The sequence below is a fragment of the Kitasatospora sp. NPDC004799 genome (assembly GCF_040609095.1).
Classification (GTDB): Bacteria; Actinomycetota; Actinomycetes; order Streptomycetales; family Streptomycetaceae; genus Kitasatospora.
The window spans coordinates 1-24,167 of sequence record NZ_JBEXJK010000053.1 but is presented as its reverse complement, the minus strand read 5'-3'; the positions used below and the strand labels follow the sequence as shown (position 1 = coordinate 24,167).

At 72.9% G+C, this 24,167-nt stretch carries 18 protein-coding genes and 1 riboswitch; of the genes, 9 read left to right on the top strand and 9 right to left on the bottom strand.

The window, feature by feature from the left end:
- The first annotated feature begins 110 nt into the window (after positions 1–110).
- Positions 111–1,166 carry a TetR/AcrR family transcriptional regulator C-terminal domain-containing protein gene (locus ABZW03_RS10245; RefSeq protein WP_355254590.1) on the top strand — a complete coding sequence of 352 codons (1,056 nt, stop codon included), beginning with the start codon at positions 111–113 and terminating at the stop codon, positions 1,164–1,166.
- A gap of 132 nt (positions 1,167–1,298) precedes the next feature.
- Here ABZW03_RS10245 and ABZW03_RS10240 read toward each other — a convergent pair whose 3' ends face one another.
- The 3 genes from ABZW03_RS10240 to ABZW03_RS10230 all read right to left on the bottom strand — a co-directional run bounded on the left by ABZW03_RS10240 (position 1,299) and on the right by ABZW03_RS10230 (position 4,886).
- On the bottom strand, positions 1,299–3,119 hold the full coding sequence (locus tag ABZW03_RS10240; RefSeq protein ID WP_355254588.1) for a hypothetical protein: 1,821 nt from the start codon (positions 3,117–3,119) through the stop codon (positions 1,299–1,301).
- Between the two features lie 196 nt (positions 3,120–3,315).
- Complete coding sequence (locus ABZW03_RS10235; protein WP_355254586.1) at positions 3,316–4,230, bottom strand: TetR/AcrR family transcriptional regulator; 915 nt, start codon at positions 4,228–4,230, stop codon at positions 3,316–3,318.
- A gap of 146 nt (positions 4,231–4,376) precedes the next feature.
- Positions 4,377–4,886, bottom strand: a complete 510-nt coding sequence (locus ABZW03_RS10230; RefSeq protein WP_355254584.1) for an NUDIX domain-containing protein — start codon at positions 4,884–4,886, stop codon at positions 4,377–4,379.
- Positions 4,887–5,009: 123 nt separating this feature from the next.
- Between ABZW03_RS10230 and ABZW03_RS10225 the strand changes: the two genes are divergently transcribed.
- Positions 5,010–6,233 carry a serine hydrolase gene (locus tag ABZW03_RS10225; RefSeq protein WP_355254582.1) on the top strand — a complete coding sequence of 408 codons (1,224 nt, stop codon included), beginning with the start codon at positions 5,010–5,012 and terminating at the stop codon, positions 6,231–6,233.
- A 63-nt stretch (positions 6,234–6,296) separates the two neighbouring features.
- Here ABZW03_RS10225 and ABZW03_RS10220 read toward each other — a convergent pair whose 3' ends face one another.
- The 3 genes from ABZW03_RS10220 to ABZW03_RS10210 all read right to left on the bottom strand — a co-directional run bounded on the left by ABZW03_RS10220 (position 6,297) and on the right by ABZW03_RS10210 (position 9,857).
- On the bottom strand, positions 6,297–6,620 hold the full coding sequence (locus ABZW03_RS10220; RefSeq protein WP_355254580.1) for a nuclear transport factor 2 family protein: 324 nt from the start codon (positions 6,618–6,620) through the stop codon (positions 6,297–6,299).
- Positions 6,621–6,907: 287 nt separating this feature from the next.
- Entirely contained in the window at positions 6,908–8,431 is a 1,524-nt protein-coding gene (locus tag ABZW03_RS10215; protein WP_355254578.1) for an aldehyde dehydrogenase family protein, read from the bottom strand.
- A 478-nt stretch (positions 8,432–8,909) separates the two neighbouring features.
- Positions 8,910–9,857 carry a terpene cyclase gene (locus tag ABZW03_RS10210; RefSeq protein ID WP_355254576.1) on the bottom strand — a complete coding sequence of 316 codons (948 nt, stop codon included), beginning with the start codon at positions 9,855–9,857 and terminating at the stop codon, positions 8,910–8,912.
- Positions 9,858–10,167: 310 nt separating this feature from the next.
- Between ABZW03_RS10210 and ABZW03_RS10205 the strand changes: the two genes are divergently transcribed.
- Both ABZW03_RS10205 and ABZW03_RS10200 read left to right on the top strand, forming a co-directional pair.
- Entirely contained in the window at positions 10,168–13,185 is a 3,018-nt protein-coding gene (locus tag ABZW03_RS10205) for an AAA family ATPase (protein WP_355254574.1), read from the top strand.
- A 258-nt stretch (positions 13,186–13,443) separates the two neighbouring features.
- A complete protein-coding gene (locus tag ABZW03_RS10200) occupies positions 13,444–14,508 on the top strand; it encodes an aldose epimerase family protein (protein ID WP_355254572.1) in 1,065 nt (354 codons plus the stop codon).
- Here ABZW03_RS10200 and ABZW03_RS10195 read toward each other — a convergent pair.
- Positions 14,505–15,026: a GNAT family N-acetyltransferase gene (locus tag ABZW03_RS10195; RefSeq protein ID WP_355254570.1), complete on the bottom strand. Its 522-nt coding sequence runs from the start codon at positions 15,024–15,026 to the stop codon at positions 14,505–14,507. The genes ABZW03_RS10200 and ABZW03_RS10195 overlap by 4 nt on opposite strands.
- 310 nt (positions 15,027–15,336) lie before the next feature.
- On the opposite strand from ABZW03_RS10195, the gene ABZW03_RS10190 reads away from it, so the two are divergent.
- The 5 genes from ABZW03_RS10190 (at position 15,337) to ABZW03_RS10170 (ending at position 21,604) form a co-directional block, all read left to right on the top strand.
- On the top strand, positions 15,337–16,614 hold the full coding sequence (locus tag ABZW03_RS10190) for an extracellular solute-binding protein (RefSeq protein WP_355254568.1): 1,278 nt from the start codon (positions 15,337–15,339) through the stop codon (positions 16,612–16,614).
- 157 nt (positions 16,615–16,771) lie between these two features.
- A complete protein-coding gene (locus tag ABZW03_RS10185) occupies positions 16,772–17,773 on the top strand; it encodes a sugar ABC transporter permease (protein ID WP_355254566.1) in 1,002 nt (333 codons plus the stop codon).
- Between the two features lie 40 nt (positions 17,774–17,813).
- Positions 17,814–18,719: a carbohydrate ABC transporter permease gene (locus tag ABZW03_RS10180; RefSeq protein WP_355254564.1), complete on the top strand. Its 906-nt coding sequence runs from the start codon at positions 17,814–17,816 to the stop codon at positions 18,717–18,719.
- 124 nt (positions 18,720–18,843) lie between these two features.
- Entirely contained in the window at positions 18,844–20,559 is a 1,716-nt protein-coding gene (locus tag ABZW03_RS10175) for a glycoside hydrolase family 13 protein (protein ID WP_355254562.1), read from the top strand.
- A gap of 25 nt (positions 20,560–20,584) precedes the next feature.
- Positions 20,585–21,604 (top strand): LacI family DNA-binding transcriptional regulator, encoded by a 1,020-nt coding sequence (locus tag ABZW03_RS10170; protein WP_355254560.1) that lies wholly within the window; start codon positions 20,585–20,587, stop codon positions 21,602–21,604.
- Between the two features lie 186 nt (positions 21,605–21,790).
- Here the strand turns inward: ABZW03_RS10170 and ABZW03_RS10165 are convergent, their stop codons facing one another.
- Positions 21,791–21,991, bottom strand: coding sequence for a hypothetical protein (locus tag ABZW03_RS10165; RefSeq protein WP_355254558.1), 201 nt, complete (start codon positions 21,989–21,991; stop codon positions 21,791–21,793).
- 287 nt (positions 21,992–22,278) lie between these two features.
- The gene (locus ABZW03_RS10160) at positions 22,279–23,631 is read right to left on the bottom strand and encodes a transglycosylase family protein (RefSeq protein ID WP_355254556.1); all 1,353 of its coding nucleotides are present in this window, start codon (positions 23,629–23,631) and stop codon (positions 22,279–22,281) included.
- A riboswitch (cyclic di-AMP (ydaO/yuaA leader) is annotated at positions 23,618–23,777 on the bottom strand. (Overlaps the previous gene by 14 nt.)
- Positions 23,778–24,167: the final 390 nt, after the last annotated feature.

Genomic DNA, 24,167 nt, shown 5'->3' with positions numbered 1-24,167 from the left:
GCCGGCCGGATCGCGGTCGAACCCGGTTGCGGCGGCCGGTGGTTGACGTAATGCGCTTCAACATCCGCCGCTGCCACGGTAGTTGAACGGCAGGTGGGCGGTGGGGTTGGGTGACTGAGAGCGGGAGTCCCTCGGAGCGGATCGCGGCTGAGCTCCGACGGCGCATCACGGCAGGGGAGTTGGCCCCGGGGGCGCGGGTGCCGTCCACCCGGCGGATCACCCAGGAGTGGGGCGTCGCGATGGCCACCGCGACCAAGGTGCTGAACCGCCTGCGGGCGGAAGGGCTGGTGCGGGCCGTCCCCGGGGTGGGCACGGTGGTGGCCGGGAAGCCGGCTCCGGCTCCGGCGGCGGCGCGGCCCCGGGAGCCCCAGCGGGGCGCGCGGGAGGTGTCGGGGCCGGTGCGGCAGCGGGATGTGGAGCCGGCCGGGGCGCGGCGGGTGCGGGCGGGCGGTGAACGCGACCTCACCCGGGAGCGGATCGTGGCGACGGCCGTCCGGGTGGCCGACGAGGAGGGGCTGGCGGCGCTGTCGATGCGCCGGGTCGCGACCGATCTCGGCGTCGCGACGATGTCGCTCTACCGTCATGTGCCGGGCAAGGACGAGCTGTTGCGGCTCATGATGGACGTGGCGTTCGGTGAGCAGCCGCTGCCCGAGCCGCCGGCGTCGGACTGGCGGGAGGGGCTGGAGACCGTCGCGCGGGTGCAGTGGCGGATCTACCGGCGGCACCCGTGGCTGGCCTCCACGATGTCCTTCACCCGGCCGGTGATGGCGCCGGACGCCGCGGCGCACACCGAGCGGTCGATCGCCGTCCTGGCGGGGCGGGGGCTGAGCTGGGAGGAGATGGCCCAGGCCTCCGTCGCGTTGGCGGCGTTCGTGTGCGGGCTGGCCGTCCACTTCGAGCGGGAGGCGCAGGCCGAGCAGGACAGCGGGCTGTCCGCGGAGGAGTGGATGGACCAGGTGGAGGACGAGGGCCACGAGCAGCTGATGGCGGATCCGGAACGGTTCCCGATGTTCGACGCGCTGAACCGGGGGCCGGAGGTCGACCTGGGCCTGGAGGCGCTGTTCGAATTCGGGATGGCGCGGATGCTGGACGGGATCGGTCTGCTGATCGAGCAGCGGAGCGGGGGCGGGGGCGGTGGCGGGGCTCGGCGAACAACTGACAAGTAACAGCTAACAGCTAACAGCTAACAGATTTCAGATTTCGTTCGCTGAAATCTGTCAGCTGTTACCTGTCGCCTGTCATCCGTGCTCCGCGCCGACGCGCCGCCACGCAGCCGCCGCCCGCCGTCCCGGCCCCGATCAGCCGAAGGGGCGACTCGCCGGCTCGGCGTCCGCCTCGTCCGCCGCCTCCGGTTCGTCCGCCGGCAGGGCCGGGATGTTCTCCATGGAGAAGGGGTTGAAGTCCGGCGGTGGGACCATCACCGGGGTGCCCTTCGGGCCGTCCTCGTCCTCCGGCGCCGTGTCCTCGGCCGCGACCGGCGGGGCCTGGGCCGGGATGACGGGCGGGGTGGAGGGCGGCGGCGGGACGGCCGGGCCCTGGGCGGGGAGGGCGGTGGCGAACGGGTCGGCCTTCTGCTCGGCTGCGACCGTGGTGCCGAACGGGTCGGCGACCGGAGCGGCCCCGGCAGGCTGCGTCGCGGGCGCGTCGCCCGACACGTCCGGGATGCCTTCCATGGTGAAGGGGTTGAAGTCCGGCGGTGGGACCATCACCGGGGTGCCCTTCGGGCCGTCCTCGTCCTCCGGCGCCGCGTCCTCCCCAGCGGCGGCGGGGGCCTCCGCGACCGGAGCGAAGGGGTTGAAGTCCGAGGGAGGTATCCGGACCGGAGTGCCGCGCTGGTGCACCGGCACCTCCTCCGGCTCCTCCTCGGCGGCCGGAGCTGGGGCCGGGGCGGGAACCGGGTCCGGAACAGTGCTCGGGGCCGCGGCCGGCACGGTGACCGCCGCGCCCGGGGCCGGCACGCCGTCCCAGCCGAACTGGACGCTCTTCAGCAGCTCCGCGAACGCCTCCGTGTACAGCTCCCAGTCCTCCGGGCGCGCCGTGGAGAGCTGGACGCACAGCACCGTCCCGCCGTCCGGCAGCGGTACGAAGGCCTGGACGGCCGAGGTGACCACCCAGCGCCGCTGCCCGTCGGCGGTCAGCGGTGCGGGCACCGGGACGGTCCGGCCCTCGACCAGGACGGCCGCCGGCCCGGCCGGCAGCAGGACGGTCCACACCTCGGCGTGCCGCCGGACGGTGGCCAGTTCGGTGGCGAGCGCGGTGATCGGCAGCGGGTGCCGGGCGAGCGAGACCACGAGGGCGGCGTCCGAGGCGCGGTCGTCCCGTTCCAGGGCGCAGACGCCGGCGTACACCACGCCCGCGTCGCGGATCAGGTCGGACAGGGTGGCGGAGATCACCGCGAAGTCCCGCCGCGGCTCCGGACCGGTGGCGCTGAACAGTTCCTCGGCGACCTCGGCCAGGTGGCGGGCCAGCTCGTCGGCGGCCGCCACGGTGGCCGGGGCGGTGCCGCCGCTCGGCTCAGTGCCGTCGGGCAGCGGGGGGACCGCGCGGGCGGAGACGCCGGGCGGACCGCCCGGGGAGGTCAGCGCGTGGAAGCCGGGCGGCACGACCAGCCGGACCTCGGCGCCCGCGCCGGTGGGCAGTTCGACCGGCTGCCGGGTCTGCTGGCCGGCCGCCAGCGCGGCCAGCGCGGGGGCGAACGGCGGGCGCAGCTTGGCGTCGGCGAACTCGCCGGTGACCGGGAGCTGGAACAGCGCGGCCGAGGTGGTGCCCCGGTCGGCGATGGCGCCGCGCACCGCGCCGCCGCCGTACCTGGTCTGGAGCGCGGCGACCACCCGGTCGGTGAGCCGCGCGCCGGTGCCCGGGCGGGCGGTGCCCGCGGTGGTCACCGTGCCGAGCCGGTCGAGGGCGGTGTGCACCGGGCCGTTGGGGGCCAGCGGCAGGCTGAACAGCGCCTCGGTGGCGGGGTGTTCGACCGCCCGCAGCGCGCTCAGCGAGGCCGCCGGGTGGCGTGAGGTGCGCTCGTCGAGGAGGGCGTCGGTGAGGGTGCCGAGGGTCGCGCAGACCTGCTCCGCTGCCGCGAAGGGGTTGGCCTCCACGCTGAACTGGACGTCCTGGGTCACCTGGTGAGCCCCCCGCTCTGCTCCGTCTGCCGTCGGTGGTTCGGGTGGGACCGGACCGGCCGCGTCGGCGTGCCGTCAGATCCCCGCCCATTCCTATCAGAGCCCACCGTCCTGACCGAACCGCAGGATGACCCGATGATCACTCGGACCACCGCCGCGGCGACGACCTCGGCGACGCTCCGGCGACCGCTCCGGGTCACTCGGCAGCGGTGCCGACTTCGACGGTGTCGGCTTCAGCGGTGCTGACTTCGGCGGCGCTGCCGTCAGCGGTGCCGGCTTCCGGAACACCGTCGTCCGGAACACCGGCTTCCGGAGCGCCGGCGGCGAGCGCGGTGACCGCCTCGACGATCCCCGGCACGGCGAACAGCCCCGCGAGGTCCCGCACCAGGCGTCCGGTCGGGCCGTCCGGGCGCTCGGCGGCGAAGAAGGAGGCCAGTTCGGCGGCGAGGGCCGGCTCGCGGGCGGCGGTGAGGGTGAGCGCCGCGACGAACTCCTGCACCAGGTGCAGCTGGAGCTCCTCCAGCGGCACCGAGCGGTCGGCCAGCCACTCCAGCGAGGTGATCTCGGCGTTGGCGATCCAGGCCCGGACGGTCAGCCGCAGCCCGACGCTCGGCGCGGGGATCGCCAGGTGGGCCAGGATCTGCTCCTGGGCGGCCCGGCGCACCTCGTCGATCACCGCCGAGGTGCCCGCGCTGGCCGCCACCGAGCCGCCGCGCAGCAGCGCGGCGAAGCCGGGCCCGTGGCTCTGCACGAAGTCCAGGTAGCGGCCCATCACCCGGTGCAGCCGCTCCGACAGCGGCCCCGCCATGGGCTCCTCGAACCGGGCCGACAGCTCCTGCCCGGCCCGCCGCAGCGACTCCTCGTACAGCGCCTGCTTGCCGGGGAAGTAGTGGTACACCAGCGGCCGGGAGGCGCCCGCGGCGGCGGCGATGTCGTCGATCGACACCTCCTCCGGCGGCCGTCGGCTGAACAGCTCCAGCGCCACGGCGATCAGCTGCTCCCGCCGCTCGTCCACGCTCAGCCGCCGCCGCGGCTTCTCGCCCGCCGCCCGGGCGGATGCGGAGGTCCGTGCTGCGCGGTCGGCCGTCGGTGACGGCGTACGGGAGGCCATGCGCGCCACCCTAGTTCGTCGCGGGCCTCCGGTGGAGCCAGGGGCCCGCCGCCGCCCCGCCGGTACGCCGACGCCCGCCCCGCCGTACGCCGCCTCCGGCCCGCCCGTACGCCGGCCCCGAACCCCGAGGTCGCGGGACGGAAAAGCTACGCGGACCGGAGGGCCAGGTAGCGGCGGTAGGCCTCGACGCCGTCGGGGACGAAGGTGTCGCGGGCGAGGCGGTCGGCGAGTTCGGCGGGGGTGAGCCAGTCGTGCCAGGCGACCTCGGACTCCTGGGGCGAGACCGGGCCGTCCCACTCGGCCTCGTACATATCGCACCACCAGGAGAGCCCGTCCTGTTCGAAGAGGAACTTGAACAGGGGGCGCGGGGCGATGCCGTGGACGCCCAGCTCCTCCTCGGCCTCGCGGACGGCGGCCTCGGCGTAGCTCTCGCCGGAGCCGACCACGCCGCCGACGAACATGTCGTACGCGCCCGGGGCGAACAGCTTGGTGTCGGTGCGGCGGTGGACGAAGATCCGCCCGGCCGGGTCGCGGACCAGGATGAAGACGCAGCGGTGGGTGAGCCCGCGCCGGTACACCTCGCCGCGCAGGGCGGTTCCGATCACGCGGTCGTGCTCGTCGACGACGTCCAGCAGTTCCTCGGCAGGGTTGGTCATGGGGGACAGGTTAGGGTTTCGGGGCTTGGTTCGACCGGATTCGACTGAAGAAGACCGATGGCGGACGCGAGCGGCACGAGAACGAGCGGCAGATGTCGCGGAACTGGTCGAGGACGGCACGCAGTGGTGGAGATCTGGGGCGAGACGGCCGAAGGGTTCGAGCCCGTGCGGGCGGCCTTCGCACGGAACTTCGCCGAGTACGGCGAGCTCGGCGCGGCCTTCGCGCTGTACGTGCGCGGCCGCAAGGTGGTCGACCTGTGGGGCGGCGACGCCCGCCCGGAGGTCGGCGGCCGGCCGGCGCCCGCGGTGCCGTGGACGGCGGACACCGCGCAGGTGCTGCGCTCGGTCACCAAGGGCCTGACCGCGACCACCGCGCTGCTGCTGGCCGAGCGCGGCCTGCTCGACCTGGACGCCCCGGCGGCCTCGTACTGGCCGGAGTTCGCGGCGGCCGGCAAGGACCGGATACCGGTGCGCTGGCTGCTCTCGCACCAGGCCGGGGTGCCCGCGCTGGACGTGCCGCTGCGGTTGGAGGACGTGCTCACCTGGGAGCGCGCGGCCGCCGCCGTCGCCGCCCAGGCGCCCGCCTGGGAGCCCGGCACCGCGCACGGCTACCACCCGTACACCTTCGGCTGGCTGGTCGGCGAGGTGGTGCGGCGGGTGAGCGGCCGGACGATCGGCCAGTACTTCGCCGAGGAGATCGCCCGGCCGCTCGGGCTGGACCTGTGGATCGGGCTGCCGGCCGGCGCCGCGCCCCGGGTCGGCAAGCTGGTCGACCTGCCGGCCCCGGAGGCGGCCAGGACCGGCCCGAGCGGGCTGCGGCTGCGGCCCAAGCAGGCCGTGCGGGACGCCTACCAGGACCCGGCCTCGCTGACCGCCCGCTCCTTCGCCTCGGTGCTTCCCGGCGTGGACCTCAACGACCCGGCGGTGCAGTCCGCCGAGATACCCGGCGCCGGCGGCATCGGCACCGCCAGGTCGCTGGCCCGGTTCTACGCGGCGCTGATCGGCGCGGCCGACCGCCCGGACGGCTCCGGCGACCTGCTGCCGCCGCTGCTCGGCCCCGAGGCGCTGGCGCGCGCGGTCGAACCGGCGGTGAGCGGGCCGGACCGGGTGCTGATCGTCAACTCCACCTTCGGCCTGGGCTTCTGGCGGCACGGCCCGACCGCGCCGATGGCCTCCCCGGCGAGCTTCGGCCACCCGGGCCGGGGCGGTTCGCTCGGTTTCGCCGACCCCGATCTGGGGCTGGGTTTCGGCTACGTCACCAACGGCATGCAGCCGGGTGTCACCGGGGACGTCCGCTCGCGGAACCTGATCCGCGCGGTGCGGGGGTGCCTGGGGCTGGACCGGTAGGACGGGGCCGGACCGGTCGGACCCCGTCGTCAGGCCTGGCCGGTTGTCAGGCCTGGACGGTCGTCAGGCCTGGCCGGTCTCGAAGCGGCGGATCCTCCCGCCCTCGACGGTGAAGCGCCAGGTGGTGCGCATCGTGCCCCAGGTCTCGTTGGTGAACTCGGCGACCAGCCCGTGCCCGCCGTTCGACTCGGTCTGGACGGCGATCCGGCCGTTCGGGCCGAAGATCTCCCGGTCGACCCAGTCCGCCAGGTCGCGCTCGGAACCGTCGTCGGACATGGTCGCGCCCGGGGCGAGCAGCTCGAAGAAGGCCGTGCGGTCGCCCGCGTTGATCGCGGTGACGAAGGCGCGGACGGTGGGGTCGCTGAGTTTCGTGGGGGCGATGGTCACGCGGGACTCCCGGTCGAGGGTGAGGTTCGGGGAGTCCTGTCTACGGCTTTCGCGCGGGCCGTTCGGGCATGTCGGCGGCGCGTCGGTGAATTGGCCGCATTCGTGTGCTTTGATCCCCGGAACAGGCGAATCGCCCGGGAGCCCGCCACGGGGAGTGGCGAAGGAGCGGGAGGTCCACGGGGTGGGCCTCCCGCTCCGCTTTGCCGCCGGGCCGGTTCCTCCGGAGCCGGAAGCCGGCCGGTCCCCGGCCCGGAGACCGGCGCCGGGACCGGCCGGGACCGGTCGGCCTAGAAGAAGCCGACCGCGTCGGGGGAGTAGCTGACCAGCAGGTTCTTGGTCTGCTGGTAGTGCTCCAGCAGCGCCTTGTGGGTCTCCCGCCCGATGCCGGAGTTCTTGTACCCGCCGAAGGCCGCGTGGGCCGGGTAGGCGTGGTAGCAGTTCGTCCAGACCCGGCCCGCCTGGATGGCGCGGCCGGCCCGGTGGGCGGTGTTCAGGTCGCGGGTCCAGACGCCCGCGCCGAGCCCGTACTGGGTGTCGTTGGCGAGGGCGACGGCCTGGTCGAAGCCGTCGAAGCGGGTGACCGAGACGACCGGGCCGAAGATCTCCTCCTGGAAGACCCGCATCGCGTTGTCGCCCTCGAAGACCGTCGGCGTCACGTAGTACCCGTCGGCCAGCGCGCCGCCGAGGTCGGCCCGCTCGCCGCCCACCAGGACCTTGGCGCCCTCGTCCCGGCCGATCTCGAAGTAGGAGAGGATCTTCTTCAGCTGCTCGACGCTGGCCTGGGCGCCGACCTGGGTCTCGGTGTCCAGCGGATTGCCCTGGCGCATCGCCCGCACCCGGTCCAGGCCGTCGGCGAGCAGCCGCTCGTAGATCGCGGAGTCGATCAGCGCGCGGCTGGGGCAGGTGCAGACCTCGCCCTGGTTGAGGGCGAACATCGCGAAGCCCTCGACGGCCTTGTCGTAGAAGGCGTCCGAGGCGGCGGCGACGTCGGCGAAGAAGACGTTGGGGCTCTTGCCGCCGAGCTCCAGCGTGGCCGGGATCAGGTTGTCGGCGGCCGAGCGGGCGATCAGCCGGCCGGTGCCGGTCTCGCCGGTGAAGGCGATCTTGCGGATCCGGGGGCTGGCGGCGAGCGGGGCGCCCGCCTCCTCGCCGAAGCCGGTGACGATGTTGACCAGGCCGGGCGGCAGCAGGTCGGCGGTCAGCTCGGCGAGCAGCAGCACCGAGGCCGGGGTCTGCTCGGCGGGCTTGAGCACCACCGCGTTGCCGGCCGCGAGCGCCGGGGCGAGCTTCCAGATCGCCATCAGGATCGGGAAGTTCCACGGGATGATCTGGCCGACCACGCCCAGCGGCTCGTGGAAGTGGTACGCCACGGTGTCCTCGTCCAGCTGGGAGAGGCTGCCCTCCTGGGCGCGCAGCGCACCGGCGAAGTAGCGCAGGTGGTCGACCGCGAGCGGGAGGTCGGCGGCCAGCGTCTCGCGCACCGGCTTGCCGTTCTCCCAGCTCTCCGCGACGGCCAGCTGCTCCAGGTTGGCCTCCATCCGGTCGGCGACCCGCAGCAGCACCTGCGCCCGCTCGGCGGCCGGGGTGCGGCCCCAGGCCGGGGCGGCGGCGTGGGCCGCGTCCAGGGCGGCCTCGATGTCCTCGGCGGTGCCGCGGGCGACCTCGGTGAACACCTCGCCGGTGACCGGGGTCGGGTTGTCGAAGTACTCGCCGCGCACCGGGGGCTTCCATGCGCCGCCGATCCAGTGCTCGTACCGGGAGCGGTAGGTGACGATGCTGCCGGGGGTGCCGGGGGGCTGGTAGACCGTCATGCTCGGTGTCTCCTCGCTGCGTCGGGCGCCGCCCGGTCCGGCTCGGACCGCGGGCAGCGCGCCGGACCGCCCGGTCAGGGGCGGTCCGGCGGAGGGTTTCGGACACGCCATGGGACCGGCGCCCCGCCGGGGCGCCCGTCGCCGAGCACGATAGCCGTCGGGCGCCCGGCGCGGCTACGGTCCGTACGCCCGTCCCGTACGGAGGGTGCACCCTTCCCGTCGTTCCCGTGCTTCCCGTCGTCTCCGTCGTCCCCGTCGTCCCCGTTGTTCCCGGGGTGCCGCCGGAGAGCCGGTAGCGGATCACCGCGGGGCTCCCGGACCGGACCGCCGCGGGCGCGGTGCACCGAACCGGATCACTGGGGGGGCGCGCGTTCCGGCCGCGTTCCCGCGGCGCGCCGCCGCGCGCCGCCGCGTGGCCGGGTCGGCACCCTCGGGGCGCGCCACCGCACGAGGTCGGACGGTTCCGGCCGCGCGCCGGTCAGACCACGTGGTACCGACCGGTGCGGGCCTCCCAGCTGAGGTAGCCGGCCAGCCAGGTGAGCAGCCCGTCCGCGTACCGCCGGGCGATCGACTGTTCGATCCGGGAGAGGCCCAACTCGCGGTGGACGTCCGGCAGTCTGCCGTGCAGCTCGGCGCAGCGGTCGACCATCAGCTGGGCCTCGGCGATGACCGCCGCGCAGGCCTCCTCGGGCGTGCAGCGCCGCTCCCGCTGGACGATCATGACCAGGTTGTTCACGTCCCCGCGGGGCGCCTCCAGCGGGTAGGAGCGCACGTCGTTGCTGAGTGACGGTATGTCGGCGGCCAGCTGGCGGAGTTGACGCAGCACCGGGTGGTGCAGCACGGCGGCCGGGACCTCGAACTGGCCCAGGCGTTCGACCATGTCGAAGATGGTCTCCATGGCGGCCGTCCCGCGCCGCAGCTCCAGGTAGCCGGCCCGGTCCGGCGGCCGGGTGGAGATCCGGCCGGCCGCCTCGGCCGGGTGACTGGCCAGGTAGTACTCCCAGTTGTACGCGGCGCGGGCCTGCCAGCGGGCCGGCATGCCCTGCACGCTGCGGTCCCACAGGTCGGCGAAGGCGGTCTCGACCGGGGAGTTCTGGTCGGGTCGGGCGCCGTGCAGGACGGCGATCAGGCGTTCGCAGATCGGGGCCACCTCGGCGGGGCGGCGGCCGAGCGGGCCGTCGAACTGGTCGTCGAAGAGGAAGTAGAACCCCATCAGGTCGGCGGCCAGGGCGAGTTCCTCCGGACCGGCGTCCGGATAGCCGAGTGCGGCGAGGTCCACCACCTCCCAGTGCGCGTAGCCGGGGTGGTCGGCGTCGGGCAGCAGCGGGTGGCGGATCAGCCAGTCTCGGTGCAGTTCGGTGGCGCGCGGGCCGTGCGGACTGCGGCGGTGCGGGAACGGAATCTGAAGTGAGGTGTCGTCAGACATCGGACTCCCGGTGCAGCGGATGGTGGGGGCGCTTGGTGTTCGAGCACTGTCGGTGGGGGGAGTTGACGCGGCGAGGCGCGAACGGGGGCGGTGGTTTTCGCAAGATCATCTGCGCCTCGAAGGCCGTAGGGTATCTGATGTAATGATCGGACGTTAGGGATATAGGGCAATTGCCCTTGCCGCGCCCTCCAAACCCTCACCGTCCGCCCCAGCCTGCACGAACGCCCCACGGGGAGGTCCGTACGGCGCTAACCTCGGCTCCACGCAGTGATGGAGCTGTGACGCGAGCGGGCGAGGCGGAGGCGCGACGGTGACCGAGCAGGAGAACGCAATTCGGGCGGGTGCTGGTTCCGCCGGCGACGGCGACGGCGCCGCGCCCCGGGTCCGCCTGCGCGATCGCGACGCCGAACTGCGTTCGGTGGAGGCCGCCGTCGACCGGCTCTGCCGCGGATTCGCCGCCGGCGGCACCGAGATCGGTGACCTGCTCACCTTCTCCGGCCGCCCCGGCATCGGCAAGACCAGCCTGCTCCACGAGGTCCGGCGGCTCGCCAAGCTCCGCGAGGGCGCCACCGTGCTGTTCGCCCGGGGCGGCGAACGGCAGTTCAAGGAGCCGTACCACGTCCTGCGCCAGCTGCTCCAGCCCGTGCTCAGCGACCTCCGGCCCGAGGTGTTCAGCCAGGTCATGGGCACCTGGGAGGAGGTCGTCGGACCGGCCATGGGCATCAAGCAGCCCAAGGCCGGCGCCCGCCGCCTCGACCCGCAGGGCGTGCGCGACGGCCTCGACTACGTCATCACCCAACTCGCGCCGCGCCGCGCGCCGATGGTGATGATCGTCGACGACCTGCACTGGGCGGACGGGGAGTCACTGTCCTGGCTGACCAAGTTCGCCATCCGATCGAGTGAACTTCCCGTCCTGCTGGTCTTCGCGTTCCGGGAGGACGAGAACGACTGGCCGACCGAGACCCAGGAGCCGTTCCGGAAGGACGTCCTGCGGCTCAAGGGCCGCAAGCACGAACTCAACCGGCTCACCCTCAGCTCCGTCACCGACATGATCCGCGCCGAACTCGGCGACAAGGCGGAGGACGCCTTCTGCTACGAGTTCTGGAACGTCGTCAACGGGAACCCGTTCGAGGCCAACGCCCTGCTCGACCAGGTCCGCGACCAGGAACTCGAACCGGTCGAGGAGAACTCCCGGCAGCTGCGCGAACTCGCCGTCGACGCCACCGGGATGACCCTCAAGAGCTGGCTGGACCGGCTCGGCGCCAGCACCCTGCGCTTCGCCTGGGCCTGCGCGATGCTGGGCACCGACATCCGGGTCGACCTCGCCACCCGGATCTCCACCCAGAGCACCGAGGGCGCCCGCGACTCCATCAAGCAGCTGCGCAAGCAGCGCGTGCTGACCCAGACCCCCAACGGGAACCTGGAGTTCGTCCACCCGCTGATCGCCAGCTCCATCTACAACACCATGCCGGACGCCACCCGACTCGGCATGCACGGCATCGCCGCGGCCGAGATCGAGAACGCCGGGCTCGGCCTGCTCGCCGCCTCCCGCCACCTGGTCGAGACCCACTCCGGCGAGGGCGACGACCGGATCGTCAAGAAGCTGCGCCGCGCCGCCGTCGAACACCAGCTGATCGGCGCCCCCGAGGCCGCCCAGCGCTGTCTGCACCGCGCGCTCAACGAGCCGCCCGCCGACGAGATCAAGGCCGAGGTGCTGTACGAACTCGGCTGCTCCGCGCTGCTCACCGACCCCGTCGCCACCGTCAACCAGCTCAAGCTGGCCCTCGACCCCGACGAGGTGCCGCTCCGTCCCGAACTGCGCGTGGACGCCACCTTCCGGCTGTCCGAGGTGCTCGCCCACAGCGGTGAGCTGGGCCAGGCGGCCCTGGTCTGCCAGAAGGAGGCCCAGCAGACCGCCGATCCGGCCGGGCGCCAGCGGCTCCAGGCCGCCTCGTTCATGTGGCACGCCTTCCGGAAGTCCGAGGAGGACGGCCCCGGCCGCTCCGCGCGGCTCGGCGAGATGTGCCGGAACCTGGGCGGACGGACGGCGGCCGACCGGGCCGTACTCGCCATGCGCGCCTGGGACCTCACCCTGCGCGGCGCCCCCTCCGCCGAGGCGCTGGCGCTCGCCGACGAGGTCCTCGACGCCGGACGGCTGCCCAAGGGCCTCGGCTGGACCGACACCACCTGGGGCTTCGAACTGCCCTCGATGCTCGGCCTGACGTACATCTACAACGACCGCATCGCCCAGGCCGAACGGCTGGCCGCGGACGCCATCATCCAGTTCGAGATCGCCGGTTGGAGCGGCGCCCACCGGGGCTTCGCCTACTTCCTGATGGGCCTGGCCCGGTTCCGCCGCGGCCTGCTCGCCGAGGCCGAGGACTTCCTGCGCCGGGCGCACCGCATCTCCGAGCGGATCGGGCAGCGGCTGCCGCTGGCCTGGGACGCGATCGGCGTGCTCGTCGACACCCTGATCGCCCGCGGCCGGGTCGAGGAGGCCTGGACCCTGGCCAACGACTTCGGCTTCCACCCGCCGTACCACTCGACGGCCATGGTGCTGCCGGACGCGGCCTCGCTGTACGGCAAGCTGCTGGTCGCCAAGGAGAAGTACGCGGGCGCGGCCGCCGCGCTCACCGAGGCCGGCGCCCAGCTGGAGGTCCGCGGCTGGCGCAACACCGTCTGGGCGCCCTGGGCCGGCCACCTCGCCATCGCGATCGCGCGCGACGAGCCCGAGCGCGCCCGCGACTACGCCGAGCGGGCGGTCCAGGACGCCCGGAACTTCGGCACCGCCTCGGCGATCGGCAGCGCGCTGCGCCTGCAGGCCCGGATCGAGGACGGCCAGGCGGCGGTCGAGCTGCTGGAGGACGCCGTGACGTACCTCGGGCAGTCCCCGGCCGGTTACGAGCACGCCGTCGCGCTGGTGGACCTCGGCGCCGCGCTGCGCCGGGTCGGGCGGCTGGACGACGCCCAGGAGTACCTGTACCAGGGCATCGAACTGGCCCAGCACTGCTCCGCGGAGGGGCTGGTCGACCGGGCCCGGCGGGAGCTGGCCAACTACGGCCTGCGGCCCAACCGGCTCGGGCTGCGCGACTTCCGGGAGACCATCGACACGCTCAGCAGCGCGGAGTGGGAGGTCGCCAAGCGGGCCGTGCAGGGCGTGCCGCCGCAGCGGATCGCCGACGAGCTCGGGGTGCCGATCGGCCTGGTCAACCGTCGGCTGGCGGCGGTCTACCGCAAGGCGGGCAGCGGGCCGGACGGCCTGGCCTCGGCGCTCGGGCTGCCGCCGCAGCAGCGGGACGCGAGCGGGCTGGAGGACCTGGACGACTAGGCCCGGCCGACGTGGGCGGCACAGGCGGCGCCGGGCGCGGCCGACCGGACAGGACCCGGGCGCGGCAGACCGGACAGGACAGGACCCGGGCGCGGCCGGTGCGGGCCGCGCAGGCGGCGGCGCGCAGGTCCGGGGGAGCGCCCCCGCTGCCGCCGCCGTCGCTAGGCTGACGGACACGGGGCTGCCGCGGCGACCCCTCGACGGACCAGGAACCCGGGCGGCCGCGGTGCGACGCGGCCGCGAGTGAGGAGCAGGCCAATGGCGAGCGAGGCCACCAGCGTGCGGCAGGAACCCCTGGAACCCGCGGGCGCGGGCGCCGCGATCGAGCGCTGGACGCTCACGGCCGGCCGGTACGAGGCGAGCGTGCTCACCCTCGGCGCGACCCTGCACACCCTGAGCGCGCCGGACCGCTCCGGTCGCTCCGCCCAACTGCTGCTCGCCACCGACCGGTTGTCCGAGATCCTCGGCCCGGCCCGGCACTACGGCACGGTGGTGGGCCGGTACGCCAACCGGATCGACCGCTCGGCGGTCACCATCGACGGCGAGGAGCACCAGCTCGCCCCGACCGGCGGCGGCGTGACCATCCACGGCGGCCCGGACGGCTTCGCGCACCGGATGTGGGCGGCCGAGCCGGTCGCGGGCGGGGTGCGGCTGGCGCTGCACAGCCCGGACGGGGACCAGGGCTTCCCGGGCGCGCTGGACGTCACCGTCACGTACACCCTGGACGCCTCCGGCGAGCTGGTGATCGCCTACCGTGCCGTCACCAGCAAGCCGACCGTCGTCAACCTGACCAACCACGCGTACATCAACCTCGCGGGTGAAGGCAGCGGTGACGTCCTCGGCCACCTGCTCACCCTGGACGCCGACGCGTACACCCCGGCCGACGAGCGGCAGATCCCGTACGGCCGGACCGAGCCGGTGGCCGGCACGCCGTTCGACTTCACGGTGGCGACGCCGATCGGCAAGTCGGTGCACGACGAGCACCCCCAGCTGGCCGGGCCGGGCGGCTACGACCACAACTGGGTGCTGCGCGCCCGCCCGGCCGACGGCAGCCCGGCGCGGGCCGCGCTGCTGGAGGACCCGGTCAGCGGCCGCACCCTGGAGGTGCTGACCACCGAGCCGGGCGTCCAGGTCTACACGGCGAACAAGTTCCAGGGCGCGGTCACCGGCGCGAGCGGCGTCCCGTACGGGCCGTTCGCCGGGATCGCGCTGGAGACCCAGCACTTCCCGGACTCCCCGCACCACCCGGAGTTCCCCAGCACGGAGCTGCGGCCGGGGGAGGAGTTCCGCTCGACGACGGTGCTCCGGCTGGGGGTCAACTAGCGCCGGTCCGGCTCCTGGCGGCCCAGGTCCCGGCGCATGCAGAGCCGGGGCCAGCGGTCCAGGCCGTGCTCGGCCTCCTTGCGGCGGATCTCGCGCAGGCCGGGGGTGAGTTCCTCCCCGGCCAGCGGGCGGAAGCCGCAGCGGGCGTAGTAGGGGGCGTTCCAGGGGACCTCGGCGAAGGTGGTGAGGGTGAGCGCCGGGGCGTTGGTGGTGTCGGCGAGGTGCTCGATCAGCGCCCGGCCGATGCCGCGGCGGGCGTGGTCGGGGCGCACGGAGACCTGCTCGATGTGCAGCGCGCCGTCCACCGGTTCGGCCAGCAGGTAGGCGGCGACGGTCCCGTCCGGGGCCTCGGCGAGCAGGGCGACGCCCTGCTCCAGGTAGTGCGCCAGCTCCTCCGGGGCCGGGGGTTCGTCCTCGGCGATCTCCGGCATGCCGATCGCGGCGAAGGGCGCGCCGGCGGCCCGTTCCAGCTCGGTGAGCAGGGGAAGTTCGTCCCTGGTGACGGCTCTGATTCGCATGCGTCCAGTCTGCTGCAGAGCGCTTTCGGCCACGCACGGTGGTTCCGTCGGCCAGCCCGTGGAGGGGCGAATCGGACGAACCGGGGCAATCGGTGTCGCCGTCAACTACTGGGCGGCAACGTCCAGGACACGCAGATGTAACGATCCTCGTTTCTTGCAGAAACTTTCTGCAAGGACTTTCCGTCGCTCTGACGCCGCTGTTAACTTCCTTCCCGAGCCCGACGGCAGCAACGGTGCGGTCGGCACGAGGCAGCCATTATGCGCCTGCCTCCGAACATCTCGGGCACCCCCACCCTCCCTAGGAGTTCTCATGCGGCGTGGCATCGCGGCCTCTGCCCTCGTTGTGGCCCTCGCGGTCTCGATGGCTGCTTGTGGCAGCAGCGGCTCCAGCTCCGACGGCAAGGCCGACGGGTCGGTCACCCTCACGTACTGGGACACGTCGAACGCCACCAACGAGGCGCCGAACTACCAGGAGCTCGTCAAGAAGTTCGAGGCCGCCAACCCGAACGTCAAGGTCGACTTCGTCAACGTGCCGTTCGACCAGGCGCAGAACAAGCTCCAGACCGCCATGGGGGCCAAGGGCGCTCCGGATGTCTTCCGCTCCGAGGTCGGCTGGACCGCCGCCTTCGCCAAGGCCGGCTACCTGGAGCCGCTGGACGGCACCCCGGCCGCCGCCGACACCTCCGCGTTCCAGCCGAGCCTGATCCAGCAGGCCAAGTACGAGGGCAAGCTGTACGGCGTGCCGCTGGTGACCGACACCCTCGGCCTGCTCTACAACAAGGAGCTGTTCACCAAGGCCGGCATCACCGAGGCGCCGAAGACCTGGGACGAGCTGAAGGCCGACGCCGCCGCCGTCAAGGAGAAGGCCGGTGTGGACGGCTTCTGGCTGAAGGCCGCGGACGGCTACTACGCGATGCCGTTCCTGTTCGGCGAGGGCACCGACACCGTCGACGCCGCCGGCAAGAAGATCACCGTCGCCTCGCCGGAGGCCGTCAAGGCCGTCGAGACCTACAAGTCGATGTTCACCGCGCCCGGCACCGCCAAGGCCGACGTCACCACCGACGCCTACGCGCACATGATGGACGCCTTCAACAGCGGCAAGGTCGCGGCGATCGTCCAGGGCCCCTGGGAGATCACCAACATCTACAAGGGCTCCGCCTTCGCCGACAAGAACAACCTCGGCATCGCGGCCGTCCCGGGTGGCTCCGCCGGCAAGGGCGGCGCCCCCACCGGCGGCCACAACATCTCGGTCTACGCCGGTGCGGACAAGGCCCACAAGGCCGCCGCGGAGAAGTTCGCCGCCTTCATGACCTCGGCCGAGAGCCAGGCGTTCATCGCGCAGAAGAACTCCACCCTGCCCACCCGCTCCGACGCCTTCACCGCCGAGGTCAAGGCCGACCCGGGCATCGCCGGCTTCCAGTCCGTGCTGAGCAGCGCCAAGCCGCGTCCCGAACTGCCCGAGTACAGCTCGCTGTTCGCCTCGCTCGGCACCAACCTGGGCAAGGCCGTCCAGGGCACGGGCACCCAGGACGCGCTGAACACCGTCTCCACCGACTACGCCAAGCTCCTGCCGGGCTTCGCCAAGTAGTCCCGGTGCCCGGCCCGCCGGCTGACAGGTGACGGCGAACAGATGACAGAGAACAGATAACAGATTTCATCATCTGTCAGTTGTCCGCTGTCACCCGTCGCTCCGGCGGGCCGGGCCGTCGGCTCCCCCGAGAATTCCCCCCGAGAAGGTGCAAACGATGTCAGTCGCCGTGCAGGGCGCCACCGGCAAGGGCAGCCGGGAGCGCGAGCAGCGTCCGGGCCTGCTGGAACGCGTCAAGCGCTCCTACGCCAAGCACTGGTACGCCTATGCGATGATCGCCCCGGTCGTGCTGGTGCTCGGCGTGCTGGTGCTCTACCCGCTCGCCGAGGGCATCTGGCTCACCCTCACCGACGCCAACAGCCTCAACGTGGCCCGCAAGATCGGCGTCAACGAGATCCCGGCGAGCTACGAGTTCGTCGGCTTCCACAACTACGCCGACATCCTCTGGGGCCCCGGCTCGTACGACCGCTTCTGGTCGCACTTCGTCTGGACCATCGCCTGGACGGCCGTCTGCGTCTTCCTGCACTACACCCTCGGCCTCGGCCTGGCCCTGCTGCTCAACCAGAAGCTGCGCGGCCGCGCCGTCTACCGGATGCTGCTCATCCTGCCCTGGGCCGTACCGACCTTCGTCACCGTCTTCTCCTGGCGCCTGATGCTCGCCGACGGCGGCGTCGTCAACGGCATCCTCTCCTTCCTGCACCTGCCCGAGCCGGGCTGGCTCACCGAGCCGTGGGCGCAGAAGGCGGCCGCGATCATGGTGAACACCTGGGCCGGCGTGCCGTTCATGATGATCTCGCTGCTCGGCGGCCTCCAGTCGATCCCGGCCGAGCTGTACGAGGCCGCCGAGATGGACGGCGCCTCCGCCTGGCAGCGGTTCCGGTACGTCACCCTGCCCGGGCTGCGCTCGGTCTCCTCCACGGTCGTGCTGCTCGGCGTGATCTGGACGTTCAACCAGTTCAACGTGATCTTCCTGCTGTTCGGCACCGGAGCCCCCGACGCCCAGCTGCTGGTCACCTGGGCGTACCGGCTCGGCTTCGGCCAGATCCCCCGGGACTACGCGCAGTCCGCCGCCTACGGCGTGATCCTGCTGTCCATCCTGATCGTCTTCACCGCCTTCTACCGGCGCTGGCTCGCCCGCAACGAGCAGGCCAACGGCTGAGGCCCCGGACCCAGTTGACCCACGAAGGCAGGTAACCCCGATGAGCACCACCACCGAACTCCCGGCCCGCGCGGCGGCGCCGGCCCCGGCCGCCCGGCCCGCCAAGGTCCGCCGCCGCGGCGAGCGCAGCCCGCTGGCCCGGGCGCTGTCCCACGGCACCCTGATCCTGGCCGGCCTGATCGCGCTGTTCCCGGTCGCGTGGATCCTGTTCGTCTCGCTCGGCCCGGACAAGACCGACTACCTCCACCCCGGCCAGATCCTCGACAAGCTCACGCTGTCGAACTACCAGCACGTGCTGTCCGACACCGACTTCTTCACCTGGTTCGGCAACGCCCTGCTGGTCTCCGGCATCACCACGGTGTTCGGCGTGCTGGTCGCCGCCACCACCGGCTACGCCGTCTCCCGGATGAAGTTCCCCGGGCACAAGCCGCTGATGTGGTCGCTGCTGGTGACCCAGATGTTCCCGATCGCGGTGCTGATCGTGCCGATGTACACGATGCTCTCCGAACTCGGCCTGCTGGACAGCTACACCGGCCTGATCCTGGTCTACTCGACCACCACGGTGCCGTACTGCGCCTGGCTGCTGAAGGGCTACTTCGACACCATCCCGGTGGAGATCGACGAGGCCGGCCGGGTCGACGGGCTCTCCCCGTTCGGCACCTTCTGGCGGCTGGTGCTGCCGCTCGCCCGCCCGGGCCTGGCGGTGGCGGCCTTCTACTCCTTCCTCACCTACTGGGCCGAGGTGCCGTTCGCCTCCACCTTCATGCTCAGCTCCGACAAGTACACGTTGGCCGTCGGACTCCAGACCTTCGTCAGCGAGCACGACGCCCAGTGGAACCTGATGGCCGCGACCGCCGTGCTGATCGCGATCCCGTCCGCGGCGTTCTTCTACCTGGTGCAGCGCCACCTGGTCACCGGCCTGACCGCCGGTGCCTCCAAGTCGTAGCGCGCCGGCCCGCGTCACGCGCCCGACGCCGCAAGCCCCTCCACGCCCCGGCGGGACGGCCCGTCGTCACGCGCCTCCACGTCCCAGCGCCTTCCGCTCCTCTAGTCCCCAAGGGATACCGTCCATGACCCAGAACCTGGCCGACACCTCCCGGCCTGCCGCCGACACCGCTCACGAGGCGGCCGCCCTGGCTTCGGTGACTGGCAGCGCGTCCAGAGGCTGGTGGCGGGACGCGGTCATCTACCAGGTGTACCCGCGCAGCTTCGCCGACTCCAACGGCGACGGCATGGGCGACCTGCCCGGCATCCGCAGCCGACTGCCCTACCTGCGCGACCTCGGCGTGGACGCGGTGTGGCTCTCGCCGTTCTACGCCTCGCCGCAGGCGGACGCCGGCTACGACGTCGCCGACTACCGCGCGGTGGACCCGATGTTCGGCACCCTGCTGGACGCGGACGCGCTCATCCGGGACGCCCACGACCTGGGCCTGCGGATCATCGTCGACCTCGTCCCCAACCACTCCTCGGACCAGCACGAGTGGTTCCAGCGAGCCCTGCGCGAGGGCCCCGGCTCCCCGCTGCGCGACCGCTACCACTTCCGCCCCGGCAAGGGCGAGAGCGGCGAACTGCCGCCCAACGACTGGGAGTCCATCTTCGGCGGCCCGGCCTGGACCCGCACCGAGAACCCGGACGGCACCCCCGGCGACTGGTACCTGCACCTGTTCGCGCCGGAGCAGCCCGACTTCAACTGGGAGAACCGGGCCGTCGCCGACGAGTTCCGCTCGATCCTGCGGTTCTGGCTCGACATGGGCGTGGACGGCTTCCGCATCGACGTCGCCCACGGCCTGGTCAAGGCCCCCGGCCTGCCCGACCTCGGCGGCTCCGACCAGCTCAAGCTGCTCGGCAACGACGTCATGCCGTTCTTCGACCAGGACGGCGTGCACGAGATCTACCGCAGCTGGCGCAAGATCCTGGACGAGTACCCGGGGCAGCGGATCGGCGTCGCCGAGGCCTGGACCCCGACCGTCCAGCGCACCGCCAACTACGTCCGTCCCGACGAGCTGCACCAGGCCTTCAACTTCCAGTACCTGGGCACCGATTGGGACGCCGCCGCGCTGCGTGAGGTGATCGACCTCTCGCTCGACTCGATGCGCCCGGTCGACGCCCCCACCACCTGGGTGCTGTCCAACCACGACGTCACCCGGCACGCCACCCGGTTCGCCAACGAGCCCGGCCTCGGCACCCAGATCCGCACCCCCGGCGACCGTCCGCTGGGGCTGCGCAGGGCCCGCGCCGCCACCCTGCTGATGCTCGCGCTGCCCGGCTCGGCGTACGTCTACCAGGGCGAGGAGCTCGGCCTGCCGGACGTCACCGACCTGCCGGACGAGGTCCGCCAGGACCCGTCCTTCTTCCGCCAGGCCGGCCAGGACGGCTACCGCGACGGCTGCCGCGTCCCGATCCCGTGGTCCGGCACCGAGGCCCCGTACGGCTTCGGCCCGGCGGCCGGCGGGCCGTCCTGGCTGCCGCAGCCGGCCGAGTGGGCCGAGCTGAGCGTCGAGGCGCAGACCGGGGACCCGACCTCCACGCTGGAGCTCTACCGCAGCGCGCTGGCCGTCCGCCGGGCACAGCCCGACCTCGGCGCCGGCACCGAGGTCGAGTGGCTGGAGAGCCCCGAGGGCACCCTGGTGTTCCGCCGCGGCGCCTTCGTCTGCACCGTGAACACCACCGGCGAGCCGGTGCGGATCACGGCCCCGGGCACGCTGCTGCTGGCCTCGGCCGGCCTCGTGGTGGACGGCGGCGAGACCGTGCTCGCTCCGGACACGACCGGCTGGTGGGCGGTCTGACGTGGTTGGAATAGGCTCTGGGACCGTGACTACGGCGCGACTCTCAGACATCGCGGCGCAGGCGGGGGTCAGCGAAGCCACCGTCTCCCGCGTGCTCAACGGCAAGGCGAACGTTTCCGCCGCCACCCGGCAGACCGTGCTGGCGGCGCTGGACGTGCTCGGGTACGAGCGGCCGACCCGCCTTCGCCAGCGCAGCGCTGGGCTGATCGGTCTGATCACGCCGGAGCTGAGCAACCCGATCTTCCCCGCGCTGGCCCAGGTGATCGAGCAGGTGCTCAGCCGGCACGGCTTCACGCCGGTGCTCTGCACCCAGACGCCGGGCGGGTCCACCGAGGACGAACTGGTGGAGATGCTGGTGGACCGGGGCGTGGCGGGCATCGTCTTCGTCTCCGGGCTGCACGCCGACACCACCGCGGACCACGACCGCTACGCCCGGCTGGCCGGGCGCGGGGTGCCGTTCGTGCTGATCAACGGCTTCAGCGAGAAGATCGACGCGCCGTTCATCTCGCCGGACGACCGGTCCGCGATGTGGATGGCCGTCCAGCACCTCGCCGAACTCGGGCACGAGCGGATCGGGCTGGCCGTCGGCCAGCGCCGGTACGTGCCGGTGCTGCGCAAGATCGAGGGCTTCACGGCCGCGATGCGCGATGTGCTCGGGCGCACCCGGGAGGAGGCCGAGGACCTCGTCCACCACACGCTGTTCAGCGTGGAGGGCGGGCACGCGGCGGCGGGCGCCCTGCTCGACAAGGGCTGCACGGCGATCGTCTGCGGGAGCGACATGATGGCGCTCGGGGCGATCCGGGCGGTGCGGCAGCGCGGGCTGTCGGTGCCGCAGGACGTGTCGGTGGTCGGGTTCGACGACTCGCCGCTGATCGCCTTCACCGAGCCGCCGTTGACCACGATCCGGCAGCCGGTCGAGGCGATGGCCACGGCGGCGGTGGACGCGTTGCTGGAGGAGGTCGGCGGGAACGCGGTCCAGCGCGGCGAGTTCATGTTCCAGCCGGAGCTGGTGATGCGCGGGTCCACCGGGGCCTGCGCGCGCTGAGCGTCGGGCGTGACGGCCGTAGAGGCTGTGACAGCTGTCGCGGCTGTCGCGGCCGAGCTGACGGAAGGGCCCCGGAGGGCGGTTGCGCTCCGGGGCCCTTCGGCGTGCGCGCGGTCGGGCGTCGGGGGTGGGGCGGTGCGGGCGGCGCGGGCCGCTGTGCGGGCGTCGGGGGTCCGGCGGGCGGGGTCAGCCCTCCTGGGCGGTCGGGCGGTCGACCGTCAGGCGGTGCCCGTCGGCGGCCTCGCCGGTGCGGGTCTCGGTCCGGCGGCCGCGGGCCAGGTAGTCGCGCAGGACGAGTTCGACGGCGTCCTGTGGGTTCTTGGTGCCGGAGAGCATCATCGCGTCGATCGCGAGGTTCGCGTCGAGGGTGACGGTGACCTGGGCCATGTGACTCCTCCTCGGGTGCAGAGCAGCAGCATGCCCGCTGGGACGGCGAACCACCACGGGATACGGCGGAACCGCCCGAGGGAACCCGGGCGGCGGCCCGGAGGCGGGAACGCCGGAACCCCCGGGGAGAGCGACCAGACTCTCCCCGGGGGCGGCGGGTGGTCAGCGTTCGGGCGGCGGCCGATGGCTGACAGATGACAGCTGACAGATGATGAAATCTGTTATCTGTTATCTGAAATCTGTCAGCTGTCGGCTGTCCTCCGTCAGCTGTCGGCCGTGCGCCGTCCTCAGACCCGGCCGGCGAAGTCCGGGGCCCAGTTGGCGATGCTCTGCTCGCGGACGCCCGAGCTCGGGTTGGCGGCCTCGACGTACTTGCCGTTGCCGACGTAGATCGCGACGTGGTAGACGCCGGAGTCCTTGCCGTTGTTGGACCAGAACAGCAGGTCGCCCGGCTGGAGGCTGTCCAGCGAGACGTGGGTGCTGGCGGCGGCCTGGTCGGCGGCGACGCGCGGCACGGAGATGCCCGCGGCGCGCAGCGCGGCCTGGGTCAGGCCGGAGCAGTCCCAGCCGCCGTTGCCGGTGCCGCCGTAGACGTACGCCTGACCGACCTTCGACTCGGCGAAGGAGACCGCGGCGGCCATGCTGCCGGTGGCGGCCGGAGCCTGGGTCTGGGTCTGGGCCTGCGGAGCGGGCTTGGCGGCCGGCTTGGCGGCCGGGGCCGGGGTCTGCGCGGTCGGCTGGGCCTCCACGGCACCGCCGTTCGCGGACTGGCCGGTCTTCTGCGAGCGGTCGAACCAGGTGAAGTCCGAGCCGGACTTGCCGGCGGAGGCGCCGTCGGCCTGGGCCTGGCCGTTGCCGCCGAAGGACAGGTGCTGGCCCGGGTAGATGGTGTCCGGGCCGTCGGTCAGGGTGCCGCGGTTGAGCTCGTACAGCCGCTGCCAGCCGCCCTGCACCTTGTGCTGGTCGGCGATGGAGGACAGCCAGTCGCCCTCGACCACGGTGTAGTCGCCGCTCTGGGCCTGCTGCTGGCGCTTCTGGGCCCAGTCGCTGCCGGAGGTGGCGGAGCCGGTGGTGGCCTGCGCGCCGTCCTGGGCGGGCGCGGCGGGCTTGACGGGCTTCGCGGCCGGAGCGGCCGGGGCCTGGGTCTGCGCGGGCTTGGCAGCCGGCTTCGCGGCCGGAGCGGCGGGCTTGGCGGCGGTCGAGCCGGCGGTGGAGCCCGCCGAGGTGTCGACCGCGGCGGCGGCGCCGCCCTTGGTGAGACCGGCCTGGACCGAGCACACCGGCCAGGCGCCGGGGCCCTGCGAGGCGAGGACCTTCTCGGCGATGGCGATCTGCTGGTCCTTGGTGGCCAGGTCGGCGCGCGCCGCGAAGGCGGTGCCGCCGAAGGAGGACCAGGTGCTGTTGGTGAACTGGAGGCCGCCGTAGAAGCCGTTGCCGGTGTTGATGCTCCAGTTGCCGCCGCTCTCGCACTGGGCGACCTTGTCCCAGGTGGCGACGGAGGCGGCGGAGGCGGTGCCCGAGGTGAGGCAGGGAACGGTGAGGCCGACGCCCGCGACGCCGAGGGCGGCGATCACGCGACGGGTGCGGCTGGACAGGCGGGTGCCGTTGGTGGGCAGCATGAAGACGCGGTCCTCTCCCACGCCTGCGAGGTGAGCTGTCGGATTCGGGCTGGAGTTGCCCGGCCGTGCGGTGGCACGGCTTCACCCCTAGCCCTGGACCGTTCCGGAGAACCGTCCGGGGCGACTTACCTGTGGGTCCCCCGCTCCTGCCGTGGTGCGTTTTCGCGCTGCCAGGACATCCGACGGCAGGACTCGGCGTCGCGGATGAACCGGGTTCGTGTGGTCACGAACGGGGAGCACGTTAATCAGACTTAAGTTCAAACTGCAAATGCCTGTGACGTGCATCACGGTTTAGTGGAAACTGCCAAATTCACGCTTCATCATGATCGTAAATGATCGTTTTCAGGCAAGGCCGTTGCGGAACCCGACAACTGGCTCCGCCTCAGGAATGGCGTGACGGTGCGTCGAATCGCGAAAGGGTGCACGCCGGCGGGTGGGGGAGTGGCCGCGATTCGAGCCCCTGGGGCCGCGCTCCCTATTTCCTTTCAAATAGCGCCAGAACGGACATTCCGCGTCAATGTCGCCGGGCCGTCGCCGCCGGGCTTCCGGACGGCGAC

Excerpts from the sequence above, each read along its gene's own strand:
- ABZW03_RS10190 (WP_355254568.1), top strand. The coding sequence starts at position 15,337 with ATGCGGCGTGGCATCGCGGCCTCTGCCCTCGTTGTGGCCCTCGCGGTC.
- ABZW03_RS10185 (WP_355254566.1), top strand. The coding sequence starts at position 16,772 with ATGTCAGTCGCCGTGCAGGGCGCCACCGGCAAGGGCAGCCGGGAGCGC.
- ABZW03_RS10230 (WP_355254584.1), bottom strand. The coding sequence starts at position 4,886 with ATGACCAACCCTGCCGAGGAACTGCTGGACGTCGTCGACGAGCACGAC.
- ABZW03_RS10165 (WP_355254558.1), bottom strand. The coding sequence starts at position 21,991 with ATGGCCCAGGTCACCGTCACCCTCGACGCGAACCTCGCGATCGACGCG.
- ABZW03_RS10180 (WP_355254564.1), top strand. The coding sequence starts at position 17,814 with ATGAGCACCACCACCGAACTCCCGGCCCGCGCGGCGGCGCCGGCCCCG.
- ABZW03_RS10200 (WP_355254572.1), top strand. The coding sequence starts at position 13,444 with ATGGCGAGCGAGGCCACCAGCGTGCGGCAGGAACCCCTGGAACCCGCG.
- ABZW03_RS10215 (WP_355254578.1), bottom strand. The coding sequence starts at position 8,431 with ATGACGGTCTACCAGCCCCCCGGCACCCCCGGCAGCATCGTCACCTAC.
- ABZW03_RS10210 (WP_355254576.1), bottom strand. The coding sequence starts at position 9,857 with ATGTCTGACGACACCTCACTTCAGATTCCGTTCCCGCACCGCCGCAGT.
- ABZW03_RS10175 (WP_355254562.1), top strand. The coding sequence starts at position 18,844 with ATGACCCAGAACCTGGCCGACACCTCCCGGCCTGCCGCCGACACCGCT.
- ABZW03_RS10235 (WP_355254586.1), bottom strand. The coding sequence starts at position 4,230 with ATGGCCTCCCGTACGCCGTCACCGACGGCCGACCGCGCAGCACGGACC.
- ABZW03_RS10195 (WP_355254570.1), bottom strand. The coding sequence starts at position 15,026 with ATGCGAATCAGAGCCGTCACCAGGGACGAACTTCCCCTGCTCACCGAG.